Annotated in this window: 16 protein-coding genes; 9 read left to right on the top strand and 7 right to left on the bottom strand. The window is 72.1% G+C overall.

The genetic code is table 11. From position 1 onward, the window contains the following. Positions 1-911 (bottom strand): DUF2510 domain-containing protein (locus tag ACWD0J_RS30705; protein WP_451499103.1); only part of this gene is annotated, 911 nt, incomplete at its 3' end. A 238-nt stretch (positions 912-1149) separates the two neighbouring features. Here ACWD0J_RS30705 and ACWD0J_RS30710 point away from each other — a divergent pair. After that, positions 1150-1563 carry an SsgA family sporulation/cell division regulator gene (locus tag ACWD0J_RS30710; RefSeq protein WP_451499104.1) on the top strand — a complete coding sequence of 138 codons (414 nt, stop codon included), beginning with the start codon at positions 1150-1152 and terminating at the stop codon, positions 1561-1563. 19 nt (positions 1564-1582) lie between these two features. Here the strand turns inward: ACWD0J_RS30710 and ACWD0J_RS30715 are convergent, their stop codons facing one another. Then, complete coding sequence (locus ACWD0J_RS30715; protein ID WP_451499105.1) at positions 1583-2989, bottom strand: FAD-binding oxidoreductase; 1407 nt, start codon at positions 2987-2989, stop codon at positions 1583-1585. 92 nt (positions 2990-3081) lie between these two features. Here ACWD0J_RS30715 and ACWD0J_RS30720 point away from each other — a divergent pair, with 92 nt between their 5' ends. Beyond that, positions 3082-4506, top strand: coding sequence for a tetratricopeptide repeat protein (locus ACWD0J_RS30720; protein ID WP_451499106.1), 1425 nt, complete (start codon positions 3082-3084; stop codon positions 4504-4506). Here the strand turns inward: ACWD0J_RS30720 and hppD are convergent, their stop codons facing one another. Further along, positions 4507-5652 (bottom strand): 4-hydroxyphenylpyruvate dioxygenase, encoded by a 1146-nt coding sequence (gene hppD, locus ACWD0J_RS30725; protein WP_451499107.1) that lies wholly within the window; start codon positions 5650-5652, stop codon positions 4507-4509. 125 nt (positions 5653-5777) lie between these two features. Here hppD and ACWD0J_RS30730 point away from each other — a divergent pair, with 125 nt between their 5' ends. The 7 genes from ACWD0J_RS30730 (at position 5778) to ACWD0J_RS30760 (ending at position 10802) form a co-directional block, all read left to right on the top strand. Then, a complete protein-coding gene (locus ACWD0J_RS30730; RefSeq protein ID WP_451499108.1) occupies positions 5778-6257 on the top strand; it encodes an Lrp/AsnC family transcriptional regulator in 480 nt (159 codons plus the stop codon). Between the two features lie 22 nt (positions 6258-6279). Further along, positions 6280-6927: an ABC transporter permease gene (locus ACWD0J_RS30735; RefSeq protein ID WP_451499109.1), complete on the top strand. Its 648-nt coding sequence runs from the start codon at positions 6280-6282 to the stop codon at positions 6925-6927. Next, a complete protein-coding gene (locus ACWD0J_RS30740; protein ID WP_451499110.1) occupies positions 6920-8158 on the top strand; it encodes an ABC transporter ATP-binding protein in 1239 nt (412 codons plus the stop codon). The genes ACWD0J_RS30735 and ACWD0J_RS30740 overlap by 8 nt, the downstream gene beginning before the upstream one ends. Further along, positions 8155-8979, top strand: coding sequence for an ABC transporter permease (locus tag ACWD0J_RS30745; RefSeq protein WP_451499111.1), 825 nt, complete (start codon positions 8155-8157; stop codon positions 8977-8979). The genes ACWD0J_RS30740 and ACWD0J_RS30745 overlap by 4 nt, the downstream gene beginning before the upstream one ends. Further along, positions 8976-9938, top strand: coding sequence for a glycine betaine ABC transporter substrate-binding protein (locus tag ACWD0J_RS30750; protein WP_451499112.1), 963 nt, complete (start codon positions 8976-8978; stop codon positions 9936-9938). Before ACWD0J_RS30745 ends, ACWD0J_RS30750 begins: the two co-directional genes overlap by 4 nt. Positions 9939-10007: 69 nt before the next feature. Next, positions 10008-10601: an ArsR/SmtB family transcription factor gene (locus ACWD0J_RS30755; RefSeq protein WP_451499113.1), complete on the top strand. Its 594-nt coding sequence runs from the start codon at positions 10008-10010 to the stop codon at positions 10599-10601. A 12-nt stretch (positions 10602-10613) separates the two neighbouring features. Then, the gene (locus tag ACWD0J_RS30760; protein ID WP_451499114.1) at positions 10614-10802 is read left to right on the top strand and encodes a hypothetical protein; all 189 of its coding nucleotides are present in this window, start codon (positions 10614-10616) and stop codon (positions 10800-10802) included. A gap of 22 nt (positions 10803-10824) precedes the next feature. Here ACWD0J_RS30760 and ACWD0J_RS30765 read toward each other — a convergent pair whose 3' ends face one another. The 4 genes from ACWD0J_RS30765 to ACWD0J_RS30780 form a co-directional block, all read right to left on the bottom strand. Continuing rightward, the gene (locus ACWD0J_RS30765) at positions 10825-11616 is read right to left on the bottom strand and encodes a YlbL family protein (RefSeq protein ID WP_451499115.1); all 792 of its coding nucleotides are present in this window, start codon (positions 11614-11616) and stop codon (positions 10825-10827) included. 77 nt (positions 11617-11693) lie between these two features. Continuing rightward, positions 11694-12335, bottom strand: a complete 642-nt coding sequence (locus ACWD0J_RS30770) for an IclR family transcriptional regulator (RefSeq protein ID WP_451499116.1) — start codon at positions 12333-12335, stop codon at positions 11694-11696. 413 nt (positions 12336-12748) lie between these two features. After that, a complete protein-coding gene (locus ACWD0J_RS30775) occupies positions 12749-14539 on the bottom strand; it encodes a DEAD/DEAH box helicase (RefSeq protein WP_451499117.1) in 1791 nt (596 codons plus the stop codon). Between the two features lie 242 nt (positions 14540-14781). Next, positions 14782-16494, bottom strand: a complete 1713-nt coding sequence (locus tag ACWD0J_RS30780) for an MFS transporter (protein ID WP_451499118.1) — start codon at positions 16492-16494, stop codon at positions 14782-14784. Between the last annotated feature and the right edge of the window lie 48 nt (positions 16495-16542).

Consider the following 16542-nt stretch of genomic DNA (forward strand, 5'->3'; position numbering starts at 1 on the left):
TCAGCGATCCCGGATGGCAGGTGGCGGACATGGCCTACAGAGGCCAGCCGGGGGCCGCCCGGACCACCGGCCGGCCCGGCGGGTCCCGTGCCGCCGCCCGCCGAGAACTGGGCGCCGAACGCTCCGGGGACCGCGCCCTGCGCGGACGGGGCGTTCCCGCCGCCCGGGGTGCCCGTGCTCCCCTGGTGCGCCCCCGCCGCCCCGCCCTGCCGGGCCGTGCGCGGGGAGAGCGCGCGGAAGGTCACCGTGCCCTCGTCGGCGGCGGGGCCGCCGGGACCCGGAACGCCGGGCGCGCCCGGGGCGGCGGCGCCCGCCGCCTGCCCGGTCCCGGCCGTGGGCCTGCGGAAGACGAACGTGCTGCCGCCCGCGTCCCGCTCGGCGGGCGGGATCGTCGCGGTGCCGTCCGTACGGGCGGAGTGGCCCTCGGGCCGGGCCGGACCGCCGGCCGGTTCCGCCGCGCGCGGCACCCTCGGGTCGGCGGCCTGCGGGGCTCCCTGCGGAGCGCTCTGCTGGGCGCCCTGGGGAGGCGGTGACCCCCACGACACCCGGCGGTCCTGGTCGCCCCCGAAGCCGGACTGCCGGGAGCGGTCGGCGCCCCAGGCGGCGGCGGACGGGGGCCGGTCGCCGTGCTGGGCGCCGGCCGCCGGGGCCGGGCCGGATCCGTCGACCGGATCCTCGTCGAAGAAGTGCGGGCCCGTCTCCTCGACCGGGGCGGCCGCAGCCGCCGGGGAGTGGGCCGGGCCGGCACTGGGCGGCGGGGCGAGCGGTACGCCGTCCGTCGGTGCCGGACGGCTGGTGCCCGGTACCCAGGCGGCACCGTTCCAGTACCGGACATATCCAGGAATGGACGGGTCCGGGTAATACCCTTCGCGGGGCCTGTCGTCACCGGGGGCCGGGGTTGGGGCGCTCATGTCCGTCGTCCCGTATCTGCTCGGGGGTCAAATGGGGGCCTCCACATCTATCAGACCGGCGCAACCCCCACCGCCAGTCCCGCCGGACCCACCCCTTTCCGGGCAACGGTGTGCACCTGTTCCACAGTCCCGGAGAAAAGTTCTCCGATTCCGCGTAATGCTCGCCTCCCCTCCCCGTCTCCCCTCGTACGGACCACCGCCGGCCCGTACGAGTCAGCGCGAGAGAGGAACACCCGCCATGCACCGCACTGTTGTCGAGCGCGAACTGGAGCTCGAACTCATCCTGTCCCCGGAGCGCAGCATCCCGGTCCCGGCCCGGCTCGCCTACCGCTCCGACGACCCGTACGCCGTCCACGTCACCTTCCACATCACCTCCGGCCGGCCGGTGCACTGGACGTTCTCCCGCGACCTGCTGGTGGAGGGGGTGTTCCGGCCGAGCGGGCACGGGGACGTGCGGGTGTGGCCGAGGAAGGCGGAGGGCCGCGGTGTCGTCCTGATGGCGCTGAGTTCACCTGATGGTGACGCTCTCCTCCAGGCCCCGGCCGCCCAGGTGGCCGCCTGGCTGGAGCGGACGCTGCGGGTGGTGCCCCCGGGGACCGAGGGCGGGCAGCTGGGCATCGACGACGCGCTCGACCAGCTGCTCGCCCGGTGACCGTGCCGGGGTGCGGGGGTCAGAACAGCTTGCCCGGGTTGAGGATGCCGAGCGGGTCGAAGACCTGCTTGATCTGCCGTTGCAGCTCCACCCCGACCGGACCGATCTCGCGTGCCAGCCACTCCTTCTTCAGGACGCCCACGCCGTGCTCGCCGGTGATCGTGCCGCCGAGCTCCAGGCCGAGGGCCATGATCTCGTCGAAGGACTCCCGGGCGCGCCGGGACTCCTCGGGGTCCGCCGCGTCGAAGCAGACGGTGGGGTGGGTGTTGCCGTCGCCGGCGTGGGCGACGACTCCGATGGTGAGCCGGTACTTCTCGGCGATCCGGTCGACCCCGTCGAGCATCTCGCCGAGCCGGGAGCGGGGCACGCACACGTCGTCGATCATCGTGGTGCCCTTGACCGCCTCCAGCGCGGTGAGCGACAGCCGCCGCGCCTGGAGCAGGAGTTCGGACTCGGCCGCGTCGTCGGCGGGGACGACCTGGGTGGCGCCGGCCGCCTCGCACAGCGCGCCCAGGGCGGCCAGGTCGGCGGCCGGGTCCGCGGTGTCGAAGGCGGCCAGCAGCAGGGCTTCCGTGCTCTCGGGGAGTCCCATGTGCGCGAGGTCGTTGACGGCCTTGACCGTCGTACGGTCCATCAGTTCGAGGAGGGACGGCACGTGGCCGTCCGCCATGATCCGGCACACGGCGTCGCAGGCGGCGGCCCCGGACGGGAACTCGGCCGCCAGCACCAGCTGCCCGGGCGGCTGCGGCTTCAGGGCCAGGGTGGCCCGTACGACGATGCCGAGGGAGCCCTCGGAGCCGACGAAGAGGCGGGTGAGGTCGTATCCGGCGACGCCCTTGGCGGTGCGGCGGCCGGTGGACATCAGGCGCCCGTCGGCCAGCACCACGTCCAGGCCGAGGACGTACTCCGCCGTCACCCCGTACTTCACGCAGCACAGGCCGCCCGACGCGGTGCCGATGTTGCCGCCGATCGTGCACGTCTCCCAGCTGGAGGGGTCGGGCGGGTAGCACAGGCCGTGCTCGCCGGCCGCGCGGGAGAGGGTCGCGTTGATGACGCCGGGTTCGACGACGGCGATGCGGTCGACCGGGTTGATCTCCAGGATCCGGTCCATCCTGGTCAGGGACAGCACGACACAGCCGTCGGAGGCGTTGGCACCGCCCGACAGGCCCGTGCGGGCGCCCTGCGGGACGACCGGGATCCGCAGCTCGGTGGCGGTGCGCATGACGTGCTGGACCTGTTCGACCGTGCGCGGCAGCACGACCGCCGCGGGGGCGCCGGCCGGGCAGAAGCTCGCCATGTCGTGGGCGTAGGAGGCCGTGACGTCCGGGTCGGTGAGGACGGCGTCGGCGGGCAGGCCATCCAGCAGACGGTCGAAGAGGTTGCCGGTCGCTTCGTCGCGAGGCGCTTCGATACGGCTCATGATCACAGGTTCGCACCCCCGGCCATCGGTGTGAACCCCGTCTGCGGCAACCGCCGTATGCCGGGGCGCGGTCGTCGCGGGGACGCACAGTGAGCGCCATGGAGAACCAAGAGGAGACTCCCGCGCCGGTGCTGGGACCGAGGGCACGACGTGTCCTGATCGCCTCGGTCGCCGGGTGTGCCGCCGTGCTCGGCGGGGTGCTGGTGCTGCTGCCCTGGGAGCGGACGGCGACCCGGGCGCCCGCACCGGCGCCCGGGGAACAGGCACGGGCGGCGGTCGCCGCGGGGGTGCCCGCCGCGCTGCCCGACCTGGCGGTGCTGATCGGCGAGCGCGAGGCCCGGGTGCGGGCGCGTCCCCGGGACGCCCGGTCCTGGGCGGTGCTCGGGACGGCCTATGTGGAGCAGGGGCGGCGGACCGCGGACCCCGCGTACTACCCGCGGGCCGAGAGGGCCCTGCGGACCTCGCTGAAGGTGCGCGCGAAGGGCAACACGGAGGCGCTCGGCGGGCTCGCCGCCCTCGCCAACGCGCGCCGCGACTTCCCGGCCGCCCGGAAGTGGGCCGAGGCCGCGCGGAAGCTGAAGCCCGGACGCTGGAGGACGTATCCGCACCTGATCGACGCCTACACCGGCCTCGGTGACCACAAGGCGGCCCAGGATGCCCTGGAGCGGCTGATGGAGCTGCGCTCGGGGCCGGACGTGATGGCGCGGGCCGCGGCCGTCTACTGGGACCGGGGCTGGCGGGAGGACGCGGCGGCCCAGCTCGCCGACGCGGCGGCGGCGGCCGAGGCACCGGCCGAGCGGGCGGCCTATCGGGAGCGGGCCGGGCAGCTGGCCTGGGAGCGCGGCGACCCGGCGGACGCGCTGCGGCACTTCCAGGAGGCCGTGCGCCTGGACCCGGACCAGCGGGCCGCGCAGGCCGGGCAGGGGCGGGCGCTGGCCGCGCTGGGCCGGACGACGGAGGCGCTGAACGCCTACCGGGTGGCGCTGGCCAAGCAGCCGTGTCCCCAGTACGCGCTGGAGCTGGGCGAGCTGTACGAGTCGCTGGGGCTCGGGCAGGCGGCGCGGGTGCAGTACGACCTGCTGCGGGCGCGGGTGCGCGGCGCCGCCGCGGGCGGGGCCGACGAGGAGCTGGTGCTGGGGCGGTTCGAGGCGGACCACGGGGATCCGCGGGCCGCGGTGCGGCGGCTGCGGGCCGAGTGGGCCCGGCAGCCGGGCACCGCGGTGGCCGACGCGCTGGGCTGGGCGCTGCACCGGGCGGGCCGGGACAAGGAGGCGCTGCGGTTCGCGACGGTGGCGACGGACGAGGCCAAGGGCGGTGGCGTACGCAGTGCGCCGTACGCCTACCACCGGGGCGTGATCGAGCGGGCGCTGGAGCGGTACGGGCCGGCCCGCAGGCATCTCCAGGAGGCGCTGCGGATCAACCCGTACTTCTCGCCGGTCCACGCGCGGGCGGCCCGGGCGGCGCTGGCCGAGCTGGGTGAGCCGTCCGTGGCGGACGTGCCCGTGATGGACGCGAAGAGGTGACTACAGGTTGCCCCGCTTGGCCTGCTCCCGCTCGATCGCCTCGAACAGGGCCTTGAAGTTGCCCTTGCCGAAGCCCATCGAGCCGTGCCGTTCGATGATCTCGAAGAACACGGTCGGCCGGTCCTGGACCGGCTTGGTGAAGATCTGCAGGAGGTAGCCGTCCTCGTCGCGGTCGGCGAGGATCTTCAGCTCGCGCAGGGTCCCGACGGGGACACGGGTGTCGCCGGCCCACTCGCCGAGGGTGTCGTAGTACGAGTCCGGCGTGTCGAGGAACTGCACGCCGGCCGCGCGCATGGTGCGTACGGTTTCGACGATGTCGTTGGTGTTGAGCGCGATGTGCTGGACGCCGGCGCCGCCGTAGAACTCCAGGTACTCGTCGATCTGGGACTTCTTCTTGGCGATCGCGGGCTCGTTGATGGGGAACTTGACCTTGAGGGTGCCGTCGGCGACGACCTTCGACATCAGGGCGCTGTACTCGGTGGCGATGTCGTCGCCCACGAACTCCTTCATGTTCGTGAAGCCCATGACCTTGTTGTAGAAGCCGACCCACTCGTTCATCCGGCCGAGTTCGACGTTGCCGACGCAGTGGTCGATCGCCTGGAAGGTGCGGTGGGCGGGGGGCTCGACGACCGGGGCGGCGGCCACGTAGCCGGGGAGGTAGGGGCCGTCGTAGCCGGTGCGCTCGACCAGGGTGTGGCGGGTCTCGCCGTAGGTGGCGATCGCGGCGAGGACGACCGTGCCGTTGTCGTCCTTCAGCTCGTACGGCTCGGCGACCGGGCGGGCGCCGTGCTCGATCGCGTAGGCGTACGCGGCGCGCGCGTCCGGGACCTCGATGGCGAGGTCGACCACGCCGTCGCCGTGCTCGGCCACGTGCTGGGCGAGGAAGTGGCCCCAGGGGGTGGCGGGCTTGATGACGGAGGTGAGGACGAAGCGGGCGGAGCCGTTCTCCAGCACGTAGCTCGCGGTCTCGCGGCTGCCGTTCTCCGGTCCGGAGTAGGCGACCAGCTTCATGCCGAAGGCGGTGGAGTAGTAGTGCGCCGCCTGCTTGGCGTTGCCCACGGCGAAGACGACCGCGTCCATTCCCTTGACCGGGAAGGGATCGGCCTGCCGGGCGGTGTCGGGAGTGAGGTGTGTGGTCTGCGTCATAGCCGAAGCGTCGCCCTGTCCTGGCAAGGTGCGCAATAGTTCGCGTTTTCGCTGGGCAACATGACCAGTGCCACGCCGGTGCGGGCGGGCTTTCTGTGCAGGATGACCAGTGCCTGGAGGGCGCCGTGGGGATCGATCGGCTGGACGGACGGATCATCGTGCTGCTGGCGCGGGAGCCGCGGATCGGCGTGCTGGAGATGTCCCGGCGCCTGGGGGTGGCCCGCGGGACGGTGCAGGCGCGGCTGGACCGGCTTCAGTCGAACGGAGTCATCCGCGGGTTCGGTCCCGAGGTGGACCCGGCGGCGCTCGGCTACCCGGTCACGGCGTTCGCGACCCTCCAGATCCGGCAGGGGCAAGGGGCGGACGTGCGGGCGCACTTGGCGACCGTGCCGGAGGTGCTGGAGCTGCACACCACCACCGGCACCGGGGACATGCTGTGCCGGCTGGTGGCCCGGTCGAACGCCGATCTCCAGCGGGTCATCGACCTGGTTGTCGGTTTTGATGGGATCGTCCGGGCCTCCACCGCGATCGTCATGGAGAACCCTGTCCCGCTGCGGGTCATCCCGCTGGTGGAGCAGGCGGCGGAGGACCGGGAGGGGACCTGACGCCGACCCGAGGTGAGCGGATGTGAACTTCTGGGAGTACCTGGGCAGCCGCCACCAGCAACTGCTGACGGACGCCTGGCAGCACGCGAGCGCCGTCTTCCAGTGCATGGTCGTGGCGACGCTGACCGGTGTGCTGATCGGTGTGGTCACCTACCGCAGCGAGTGGGCCGGCGCCCTCGCGACCACCACCACGTCGACGATCCTGACCATTCCCTCGCTCGCCATGATCGGTCTGCTGGTCCCGGTCGTGGGTCTGGGCGTCGCGCCCACGGTGGTCGCGCTGACGCTGTACGGGCTGCTGCCGGTCGTGCGCAACGCGATCGTCGGTCTGCGCGGGGTGGATCCCTCGCTGGTGGACGCGGCGAGGGGCATCGGGATGTCCCGCGTGACACGGCTGATGCGGGTCGAACTGCCGCTGGCCTGGCCGCCGATCCTGACCGGGATCCGGGTCTCGACGCAGATGCTGATGGGCATCGCGGCGATCGCCGCCTACGCCTCCGGGCCCGGCCTCGGCAACGTGATCTTCCGCGGCCTCGCCTCCCTGGGCAGCAAGAACGCGATCAACCAGGTCCTCGCGGGCACCCTCGGGATCATCGTCCTGGCCCTGCTGTTCGACGCCGCGTACGTCCTGATCGGACGGCTGACCATTCCCAGGGGGATCCGTGCCTGAGACAGCGACCTCCGGTGCCTCCATCGAGCTGGAGAACCTCACCAAGCGGTATCCCGGCAGTCCCGCTCCCGCCGTCGACAACGTCACGCTGCGGATCAAGGCGGGCGAGATCGTCGTCCTCGTGGGCCCGTCGGGATGCGGCAAGTCGACCACGCTCAAGATGATCAACAGGTTGATCGAGCCGTCCGGTGGCCGCATCCGCATCAACGGCGAGGACGTCACCCACATGGATCCGGTCAAGCTGCGCCGGAAGGTCGGGTACGCCATCCAGTCCTCCGGTCTCTTCCCGCACATGACCGTCGCCCAGAACATCGGGCTCGTCCCGGGGATGACCGGCTGGCCGAAGGCGCGGATCAGGGACCGGGTGGAGGAGATGCTCGACCTCGTCGGGCTGGATCCGGGCGAGTTCCACGGCCGCTATCCGCGCCAGCTGTCCGGGGGTCAGCAGCAACGCGTGGGCGTGGCGCGGGCGCTGGCGGCCGATCCGCCCGTCCTGCTGATGGACGAGCCGTTCGGCGCGGTCGACCCGATCACCCGTGACCATCTGCAGGACGAGTTGATCAGGTTGCAGCACGAGCTGCACAAGACGATCGTCTTCGTCACGCACGACTTCGACGAGGCGATCAAACTGGGCGACCGGATCGCGGTGCTGCGGGAGCGGTCGCACATCGCCCAGTTCGACACCCCGGAGGCGATCCTCACCCACCCGGCCGACGACTTCGTGTCCGGCTTCGTGGGCGCGGGGGCGGCGTTGAAGCGGCTGAACCTGACCCGCGTCCGGGATGTGGAGATCACCGAGTATCCGACGGTCACCGTGGACGACCCCCTCCAGGAGATCTTCAGCAAGCTCCGCTCCAGCGGTACGAACGAGATCCTGCTGCTGGACAAGCGCGGCCGGCCCTACAAGTGGCTCCGGCGCGGTGACCTGATGCGCGCCAGGGGTTCGCTGGCCCGCGCCGGGACGCTGGTGAACGACACGGTGACCCGGGACGCGACCGTGCGGGACGCGCTGGAGGCGGTGCTCACCGACAGCTCGGGGCGGGTGGCGGTCACCGGGCGGCGCGGCGAGTACACGGGCGTGGTCGACGTGGAGACGCTGATGAACTCCGTGCACGAACTGATGGAGGCGGACCGGCTGGAGGCGAGGGCGCACCGGCACGACCTGGAGGAGCTGCGGGCCGCGCAGACGCACGCCGAGCAGGAGGGCGCCGGAGGGGGGACGAAGGCGTGACCGTCCCCGAGGGCCTGACCGGTCCCGCGCCGCACGAACCGGACGAGCCCGAAGCCCCGCCGCCGCCCCCGAGCCGTCTGGCGCGACGGATCGCCTGGCAGCAGCTGACGTTCCTGCCCGCGGCGCTGGTGGTGGTGCTGCTGGCGACCTGGCTGTGGTTCCAGCAGGCCGACCTGGACTCGATCTCCGTGAACGCGCTGTCGGACGGCCAGGTGACCAAGGCGCTGTGGCAGCACATCGAGCTGACGGCGATCTCGACCTTCTTCGTGCTGATCATCGCGATCCCGCTGGGGATCCTGCTGACCCGGCGGGCGTTCCGGAAGGCCGCCCCGGTGGCCATGTCGTTCGCCAACACGGGCCAGGCGACCCCGGCGATCGGGCTCCTCGCCCTGCTGGTGATCTGGCTCGGCACGGGCATGCGGGCGGCCCTGATCGGCATCATCGTCTACGCCGTCCTGCCGGTGCTGTCGAACACCATCGCCGGCCTGAAGGCGAACGACCCGACGCTGCTGGAGGCGGCCCGCGGGATCGGCATGTCCCCGCTGGGCGTGCTGACCCGGGTGGAGCTGCCGCTGGCCGTCCCGCTGATCCTGGCGGGCGTCCGCACCGCCCTGGTCCTCAACGTCGGCACGGCGACCCTGGCGACCTTCGGCGGGGGCGGCGGTCTCGGCGTGCTGATCACGACCGGCATCACCAACCAGCGGATGCCGGTCCTGGTGCTGGGCTCGGTCCTCACGGTCGTCCTCGCCCTGCTGGTCGACTGGCTGGCGTCACTGGCCGAACTGCTGCTGCGGCCGCGAGGGCTGGAGGCGGGGACATGAGACGCGTCTGCTGCGGGGTCGTCGGCGCGCTGGTGCTGGCGTCCGGCTGCGGTCTGACCAGCGGTTCCCCGATGGCCGACGACGTCGGGCCGGGATCCGTCGGGAAGGGCGAGCCGCTGAAGGGCGCCGACCTGACCGTGACCTCCAAGGAGTTCACCGAGCAGCTCGTCCTCGGCGCGATCATGGGCATCGCCTTCGAGGCGGCCGGCGCGGAGGTGCTCGACCGCACGGGCATCCAGGGCTCGATCGGGGCCCGGGAGGCGGTCAGGTCCGGTGACGCGGACGGCATGTACGAGTACACGGGCACCGCGTGGATCACGTACCTCGGCAACAGCGATCCGATCACCGACCCGCGCCAGCAGTGGGAGGCGGTGCGCGACGCCGACCTCAAGAACGGAGTGACCTGGCTGGCGCCGGCGTCCCTCAACAACACCTACGCCCTGGCGATGAACCGGGCCAACTCCATGAAGTACGGCACGAGGACACTGTCGGACGTGGCCGCGCTGTCCAAGAAGGACCCCGGCGCGGTGACGCTGTGCGTGGAGGGCGAGTTCGCCAACCGCGCCGACGGTCTGCCGGGCATGCAGAAGGCGTACGGGATGAGCGTGGCGGCGTCCCGGATCACGCAGATGGACACGGGGATCATCTACACCCAGGCCGCGAAGGGCAGTTGCGTGTACGGGGAGGTCTTCACCACCGACGGCCGCATCAAGTCCATGGACCTGGCGGTGATGCGGGACGACAGGAAGTTCTTCCCCAACTACAACGCGGCGCCCGAGATCAACTCCAGGACCCTGAAGAAGTGGCCGGCCATCGCGGACGTCCTCGACCCGATCACGAGGAAGCTGGACAACGCGGTGGCGCAGGAACTGAACGCGAAGGTGGATGTCGAGGGGGAGGATCCGCACCGGGTGGCGCTGGACTGGCTGAAGAAGGAGGGGTTCGTCGAGGAGGGGTGAGCTGGGTACGAAGAACGAGTTACAAAGGTATCGTTGCAAAGCGTTCTTTGCAACGATACCTTTGTCAACGTGAACGAGCCCCAGAACCACCAGGATCCCCAGGTCCGCAGCCTCGACGCCCGCTCCCTGCGCGGCCTCGCGCATCCCCTGCGGATGCAGCTGCTCGACGCCCTGCGCTTCGGGGGTCCGGCCACCGCCTCACAACTCGCCGAGAAGCTGGGCGAGTCGAGCGGGGCCACCAGCTACCACCTGCGACAGCTCGCCGCCCACGGCTTCGTCGAGGACGCGCCCGAGCGAGGCAAGGGGAGGGAGCGATGGTGGAAAGCAGTTCACCGGGGCCTGCGGTTCGACGACGCACTGTTCTCTGACGCCGATCCGGCCGTGCGCGGAGCTGCCGACGTATACCTGCACCAGGTCGCGACCACCCAGACCCAGGACCTGTCGACCTGGCTGGGCAACCGGGCCTCCTGGCCCGAGGAGTGGAACCGCGTCTGGGACATGAGCAGCGCGACGCTACGGCTGACGCCCGAGCTCACCCGCGAACTCATCGAGCAGATGCACGCGTTGATCGACACGTACCGCGACCGGGCCGCCGCCGAGGACGACACCGACGCGGCCCAGGTACGCCTGCACACGCACGCCTTCCCGCTGATCACGGACTGAGAGGCACCGCCGATGCATCCCGACATCCATCTCGCCCTGCACCACGCGCGTACCGCCGAACTCCAGGCCCTGGCCGACACCCACCGCCTCGCCACCGGTGCGCGGCAGCGGCACAGCCTCCGGACCCGGCTGGGCTGGGCCCTCGTGGAGGTGGGCCTGCGGCTGGCGACGCCGAAGCCGGCCTTCGCGCCCAGCAGTTGAGCAGGCAGCTCCAGCGGCGGCCCTAGCAGCTGGGGACGGTTCCCTTCCCGCTCTCCAACGCCGTCAGCGAGCTGACCGCGCCCTTCAGCGTGGTCACCGGAATCAGCCGCAGCCCCTTCGGCAGCTCGGCCTTCGCGTCCGAGCACTCCGCCTCGGGCACCAGGAACACCGTCGCCCCGTCCCGGCGCGCGGCCTGGGTCTTCAGGGCCACTCCCCCGACCGCGCCGACCGTCCCGTCGGCGTCAATGGTCCCCGTACCGGCGATGATCCGGCCGCCCGTGAGGTCGCCGCCGCTGCCGTCGCCGTCCAGCTTGTCGACGATGCCGAGGCTGAACAGGAGACCGGCGCTCGGGCCGCCGACGTCGGCGAGCCTCAGCGTGACCTTGACGTCCTTGTCACTGAGGTCCAGGTAGGTGAGCGCGGCCTCGGTCGCCGCGTCCTGGGACTGCTCCATCTCCGCCGTGTTGTGCTGCTCGATCTCCCTGACGCTCTGGCCGCTCGGGTAGACCGCGTCGCGCGGCATGACGGCCTCGTCGGTGCGGAACCAGCTGTCGATCACCTCGCCGAGCGAGACGCGCGTGTCCGGGTTGGTCGCCTCGATCGTCGTCATGCGCAGCTGCCCGCTGGTGTCCCGGGTCGGCGCACCGGAGACGGTGATCACCGGGGTGCCCTTGTTCTCGCCGAGGACGTCCGCCGTCAGACCGGGCTGCGCGAGCGAGAACGGCAGCGGCGCGAACACCGCCGTGGCGATCAGGGCCACGACGGGCAGAGCGCAGACGGCGACGGCCCGGGGGCGCGTGAGACGAGAGAGCACGGGATCAATCTAACGCGGCCCCGCGCCGCGGCCAGGCCCAGGTCGACCAGGGCGGACCCCGCACCGCACACCGCACCTCACCGCAACGCCTCCGCGACCTCCCGAGCCGCGTCCACGACCCGCAGTCCCACCCGTTCCGGCACCGCGTCCGCCAGCATCACCACCCCGACGCTGCCCTCGACCCCCGTCACCCCGATCAGCGGCGCCGCCGCCCCGCTGGCCCCGGCCTCCAGCTCCCCGTGCGTCAACATGTAGCCGGGCTCCTCCAGCACCTGCTGCCGCGCGGCGAGAATCGCCTTGCCCGCGGCCCCCCGGTCCAGCGGATGCCGGAACCCGGCCCGGTAGGCCACGTGATAGTCCGTCCACGTGGGCTCGACGACCGCCACGGCCAGCGCGTCCGCCCCGTCGACCAGCGTCAGGTGGGCCGTCGCCCCTATGTCCTCCGCCAGCGAGCGCAACGCCGGCAGCGCGGCCTCCCGTACCAGGGGATGCACCTGGCGGCCCAGGCGCAGCACTCCGAGTCCCACCCGTGCGCGCCCGCCCAGATCACGCCGTACGAGTGCGTGCTGCTCCAGCGTGGCGAGCAGCCGGTACACGACGGTCCGGTTCACTCCGAGTCTGTGGGAAAGTTCGGTGACGGTCAGCCCGTGGTCGGTGTCGGCCAGCAGCTTGAGGACCTTGAGGCCCCGGTCGAGCGTCTGAGAGGTCTCCGCGGTCACGACGCCCACTCCTTAAGTGGTGAGGTCGACAGCCCCCGTCGCGGTCGATGCGTCACCGAGTCCCGTCGGCGACGCGCTTCAGAGGCCGCCGATCGGTCGGCGGCCCGGCCTGTCCGGACCGCGTCGCTTCACGGCTGCGCTCCGCGGCGGCGCTGCCACGGGGCGTGTGCGTAGCGGGACAGTAGCGAAGCCGGTTCGCTCAGCGGAAGTCTCCGTCCAGAATCCGGTCAGTGACCGCGAGGGAACCCCCCACGTTTGCCCCGTTACGTACGGCGTGCACACGCGGTGTGCACGACCCTTGCACGCAACGCACTCACCCCAGCTCACACCGCACCCGGGCCCGGCCCGACGGAAGAGCACCCCGACCTCGACACCCGCCAGCACTGGCACTGGCACCGGCACTGGCACCGGCGTCACCGCATCCGCGTGGCCCACTCCTGCACCTTGGCGATCCGCTGCCGCAGCTGCCCGGCCGTGGCCTCCGCGCTCGGCGGTCCGCCGCACACCCGCCGCAGCTCGGTGTGGATGACCCCGTGCGGCTTGCCGCTCTGGTGGACGTACGCGCCGACCATCGTGTTGAGCTGCTTGCGGAGCTCCATCATCTCCTTGTGCGAGACCACCGGCCGCCGCTCGGCGGGCAGTTCGAGCAGGTCGGCCTCCTCGTCCGGCTTCTTGCGGCTGTGCGCGATCTGCCGGGCCTGCCGCTTCTGGAGGAGGAGCTGCACCTGATCGGGTTCCAGCAGGCCCGGAATCCCGAGGTAGTCCTGCTCCTCCGCACTCCCCGGGTGGGCCTGCATGCCGAACTCGGCGCCGTCGTAGAGAACCCGGTCGAAGACGGCCTCCGACTCCAGCGCCTCGAAGGCGAACTGCTCCTGCTCGCCGGTGTCCTCGTCCTGCTCCTTGTTCGCCTCCTCCATCTCCTTCTCGGACTCGGCGTACGGGTCCTCCTCGCCCTCCTTCTTCGGCTTGTCGAGGGCGTGGTCCCGCTCCACCTCCATCTCGTTGGCGAAGGTGAGCAGGTCGGGGACGGTCGGCAGGAAGACGGAGGCGGTCTCGCCGCGCCGCCGGGACCGTACGAAACGCCCGACGGCCTGGGCGAAGAAGAGGGGCGTGGAGATGGTCGTGGCGTACACCCCGACCGCGAGCCGCGGGACGTCGACGCCCTCGGACACCATCCGCACCGCGACCATCCACCGGTCGTTGCTGCCGCTGAACTCGTCGATCCTGCTGGACGCCCCGGCGTCGTCGGACAGCACGAGTGTCGCCTTGTCGCCCGTGATCTCCCGGATGAGCTTGGCGTACGCGCGGGCCGAGTCCTGGTCGGAGGCGATGACGAGGGCTCCGGCGTCCGGGATGCCCTTCCTGACCTCGGTCAGCCGCTGGTCGGCGGCGCGCAGCACGCTGGGCATCCACTCGCCGCGCGGATCCAGCGCCGTACGCCAGGCCTGGCTGATCGCGTCCTTGGTCATCGGCTCGCCGAGCCGGGCGGCGATCTCGTCGCCGGCCTTGGTCCGCCACCGCATCTGGCCACTGTAGGAGAGGAAGATGACGGGCCGGACGACGCCGTCGGACAGGGCGGACCCGTAGCCGTACGTGTAGTCGGCGGCGGACCTCCGGATCCCGTCGTTCCCCTCCTCGTACGTCACGAAGGGGATGGGGTTGGTGTCGGACCGGAAGGGCGTACCGGTGAGCGCGAGACGCCGGGTCGCCGGCTCGAACGCCTCCAGGCACGCCTCACCCCACGACTTGCTGTCACCGGCGTGGTGGATCTCGTCGAGGATCACCAGGGTCTTGCGCTGCTCGACACGGTTGCGGTGCAGCATCGGCCGCACGCCCACACCCGCGTACGTCACCGCGACGCCGTGGTAGTCCTTGCCGAGCGGCCCCGCGCTGTACTCCGGGTCCAGCTTGATCCCTATCCGGGCGGCCGCCTCGGCCCACTGCTTCTTCAGGTGCTCGGTCGGCGCGACCACGGTGACCTGCTGCACGACATGGTGGTGCAGCAGCCAGGACGCCAGCGTCAGCGCGAAGGTCGTCTTTCCGGCGCCGGGTGTGGCGACCGCGAGGAAGTCACGCGGCTGCTCCTGGATGTACTTCTCCATCGCCCCTTGCTGCCAGGCACGCAGCTTGCCGGCGGTACCCCAGGGGGCGCGGCCGGGGAAGGCGGGCGAAAGGTGATGGGAGGAGGCGGCGGTGGTAGTCACGGTCTCCGGTTCGGGGGTCGAATGGGAGGGGCCGCGCGGAGCGCGTCGGGCAGGGCGGTGGTGGGGTGGGTGGGTGGGTGACGGGCGGGCGGGCGGCTCGACGAACGGTTCTGACGACTCGGGTACGTATGACAACCGGGCCACCCTACCGGCGGCCCGGTGGGGTCGACGTCCCGACCGTGCCGGGTCACGCCTGGTTGGGATTCACATCACAGAGAACACCCGCGCGGAGAACGCCGGTGTCACCCGGTGGTCACCGCCCGCACCCGCGTCGCCACCCAGGCCCCCACCAGCGCCACCCCCGCCATCGGCAGGAACACCGCCGCGAAGGCCGCCGGATGCGTCCCGGACGCCTCGGTCGCCGCATGGCTCACCGTGCCGCCACCGAGTGCCGCGAACGCCGCGCCGCCCGCCGACAGCAGGACCACGTTGGACAGGCCGTCGGATATCTGGAGGGCGGCGGAGTTGCTGCCGGCCTCCTCCGGGGCGGAGAGGTGGAGCAGGAGCACGCTGGTCGAGGAGATCACCAGCCCCATCCCGAAGCAGCCGAAGCCCCAGGCGACCGCCACCGTCCAGGCGGGCACGGCGTCGATCAGCACGCTCGGCGCGGCCGCGATGGCGGCGGCCACCAGCAGCATCCCGAGCGTCATCAGCCGTTCCCGGTACGGCTCCACGCGCGACCGCGACTGCACCCACGACCCCAGCGCCCAGGTCCCGCCGCCCGCCGCGAGCGAGAAGCCGGCCATCGTCGGCGACAGCCCCCGCTGGGTGACCAGCATCAGCGGCACGAAGGACTCGGCGGCGATGAAGGACCCTGCGGCGACCCCGCGCAGCAGCACGACGGAGGGCAGTCCGCGCGCCGCCCGGTAGGTGCCGCGCGGCAGCAGTCCCCGGGCCGCCGGCACCAGCAGCGCGGCGCCCGCGAGACCGGGGACCAGCGAGATCCACCGCAGGTCCTGGGCCGCGTACTGGAGCAGTCCCGCGCCGAGGGAGATCCCGAGGGCGAGCCGGATCCGGCGCGGCCCGAAGGACGCCTCGGCCTTGCCTTCTACCGCCCTGCCTTCTACCGCCCTGCCTTCTACCGCCTTGCCTTCTGCCGTCTTGCCTTTTGCCGCCTCGGCCCCGCGTGTCTCGGCCACGCCCACCGGGCCCGCCGCCAGCCGCCGTATCTGAGGCAGCGCGAGCGCGAGCGGAAACACCACCAGCACCGGGATCCCGACGAACACCCAGCGCCAGCCGAGGTGTTCGGTCACCGCGCCGGAGGCGAGCGGCCCGACGATCGACGGCACGATCCAACTGGCCGCGAACGCCGCCATGATCGCCGGCCGCAGCCGCTCCGGGTAGGCGCGTCCCACGACGACGTACAGCGCGACGATCACCAGCCCGCCGCCGAGTCCCTGCACGGCCCGGCCGAGGATGAACAGCCACATCGTGGTCGCCGTCCCCGCCAGCAGCAGCCCGGCGGCGAAGGCGGCGATGCCGGTCGTCAGCGCCCCGAGCGGGCCGCGCCGGTCCGACCACTGCCCGGCGAGCACCATGCCGAACAGGCTGGTGGTGAAGTACCCCGAGAACGCGAACGCGTACAGCGGCACCCCGTCCAGCTCCCGGGCCGCCACCGGCATCGCCGTCCCCACCGCCGTCGCCTCGAACGCGATCAGCAGCACGACGGACACGATCCCGACGCTGAGCGCCCGGTACGCACGGCTCAGCACGGTCTCGTCGCCCTCGGCCACAACGGACGGGGCAGCGGCATCCGGGGCGGAGGGATCGAGGTCGGAGGAGTCCGGGCAGGAGGAGTCGGGGCCGGAGGAGTCCGGGCCGGAGGAGTCAGGGCCGGAGGAGTCCGGGCCGGAGGAGTCAGGGCTGGAGGAGTCGGGGCCGGGGCGGCCCGGGTTGGAGGGGTCCGGGACAGGCGTGTCCGCGACACCGGTGTCGCGGGGTTCCAGGGCGGTCATGGTCGCCAGAGTAAGGGCCATGCCCCCCTTTGACCCCTGTCGAAAGAA

It is taken from the genome of Streptomyces sp. NPDC003011, from assembly GCF_053591515.1.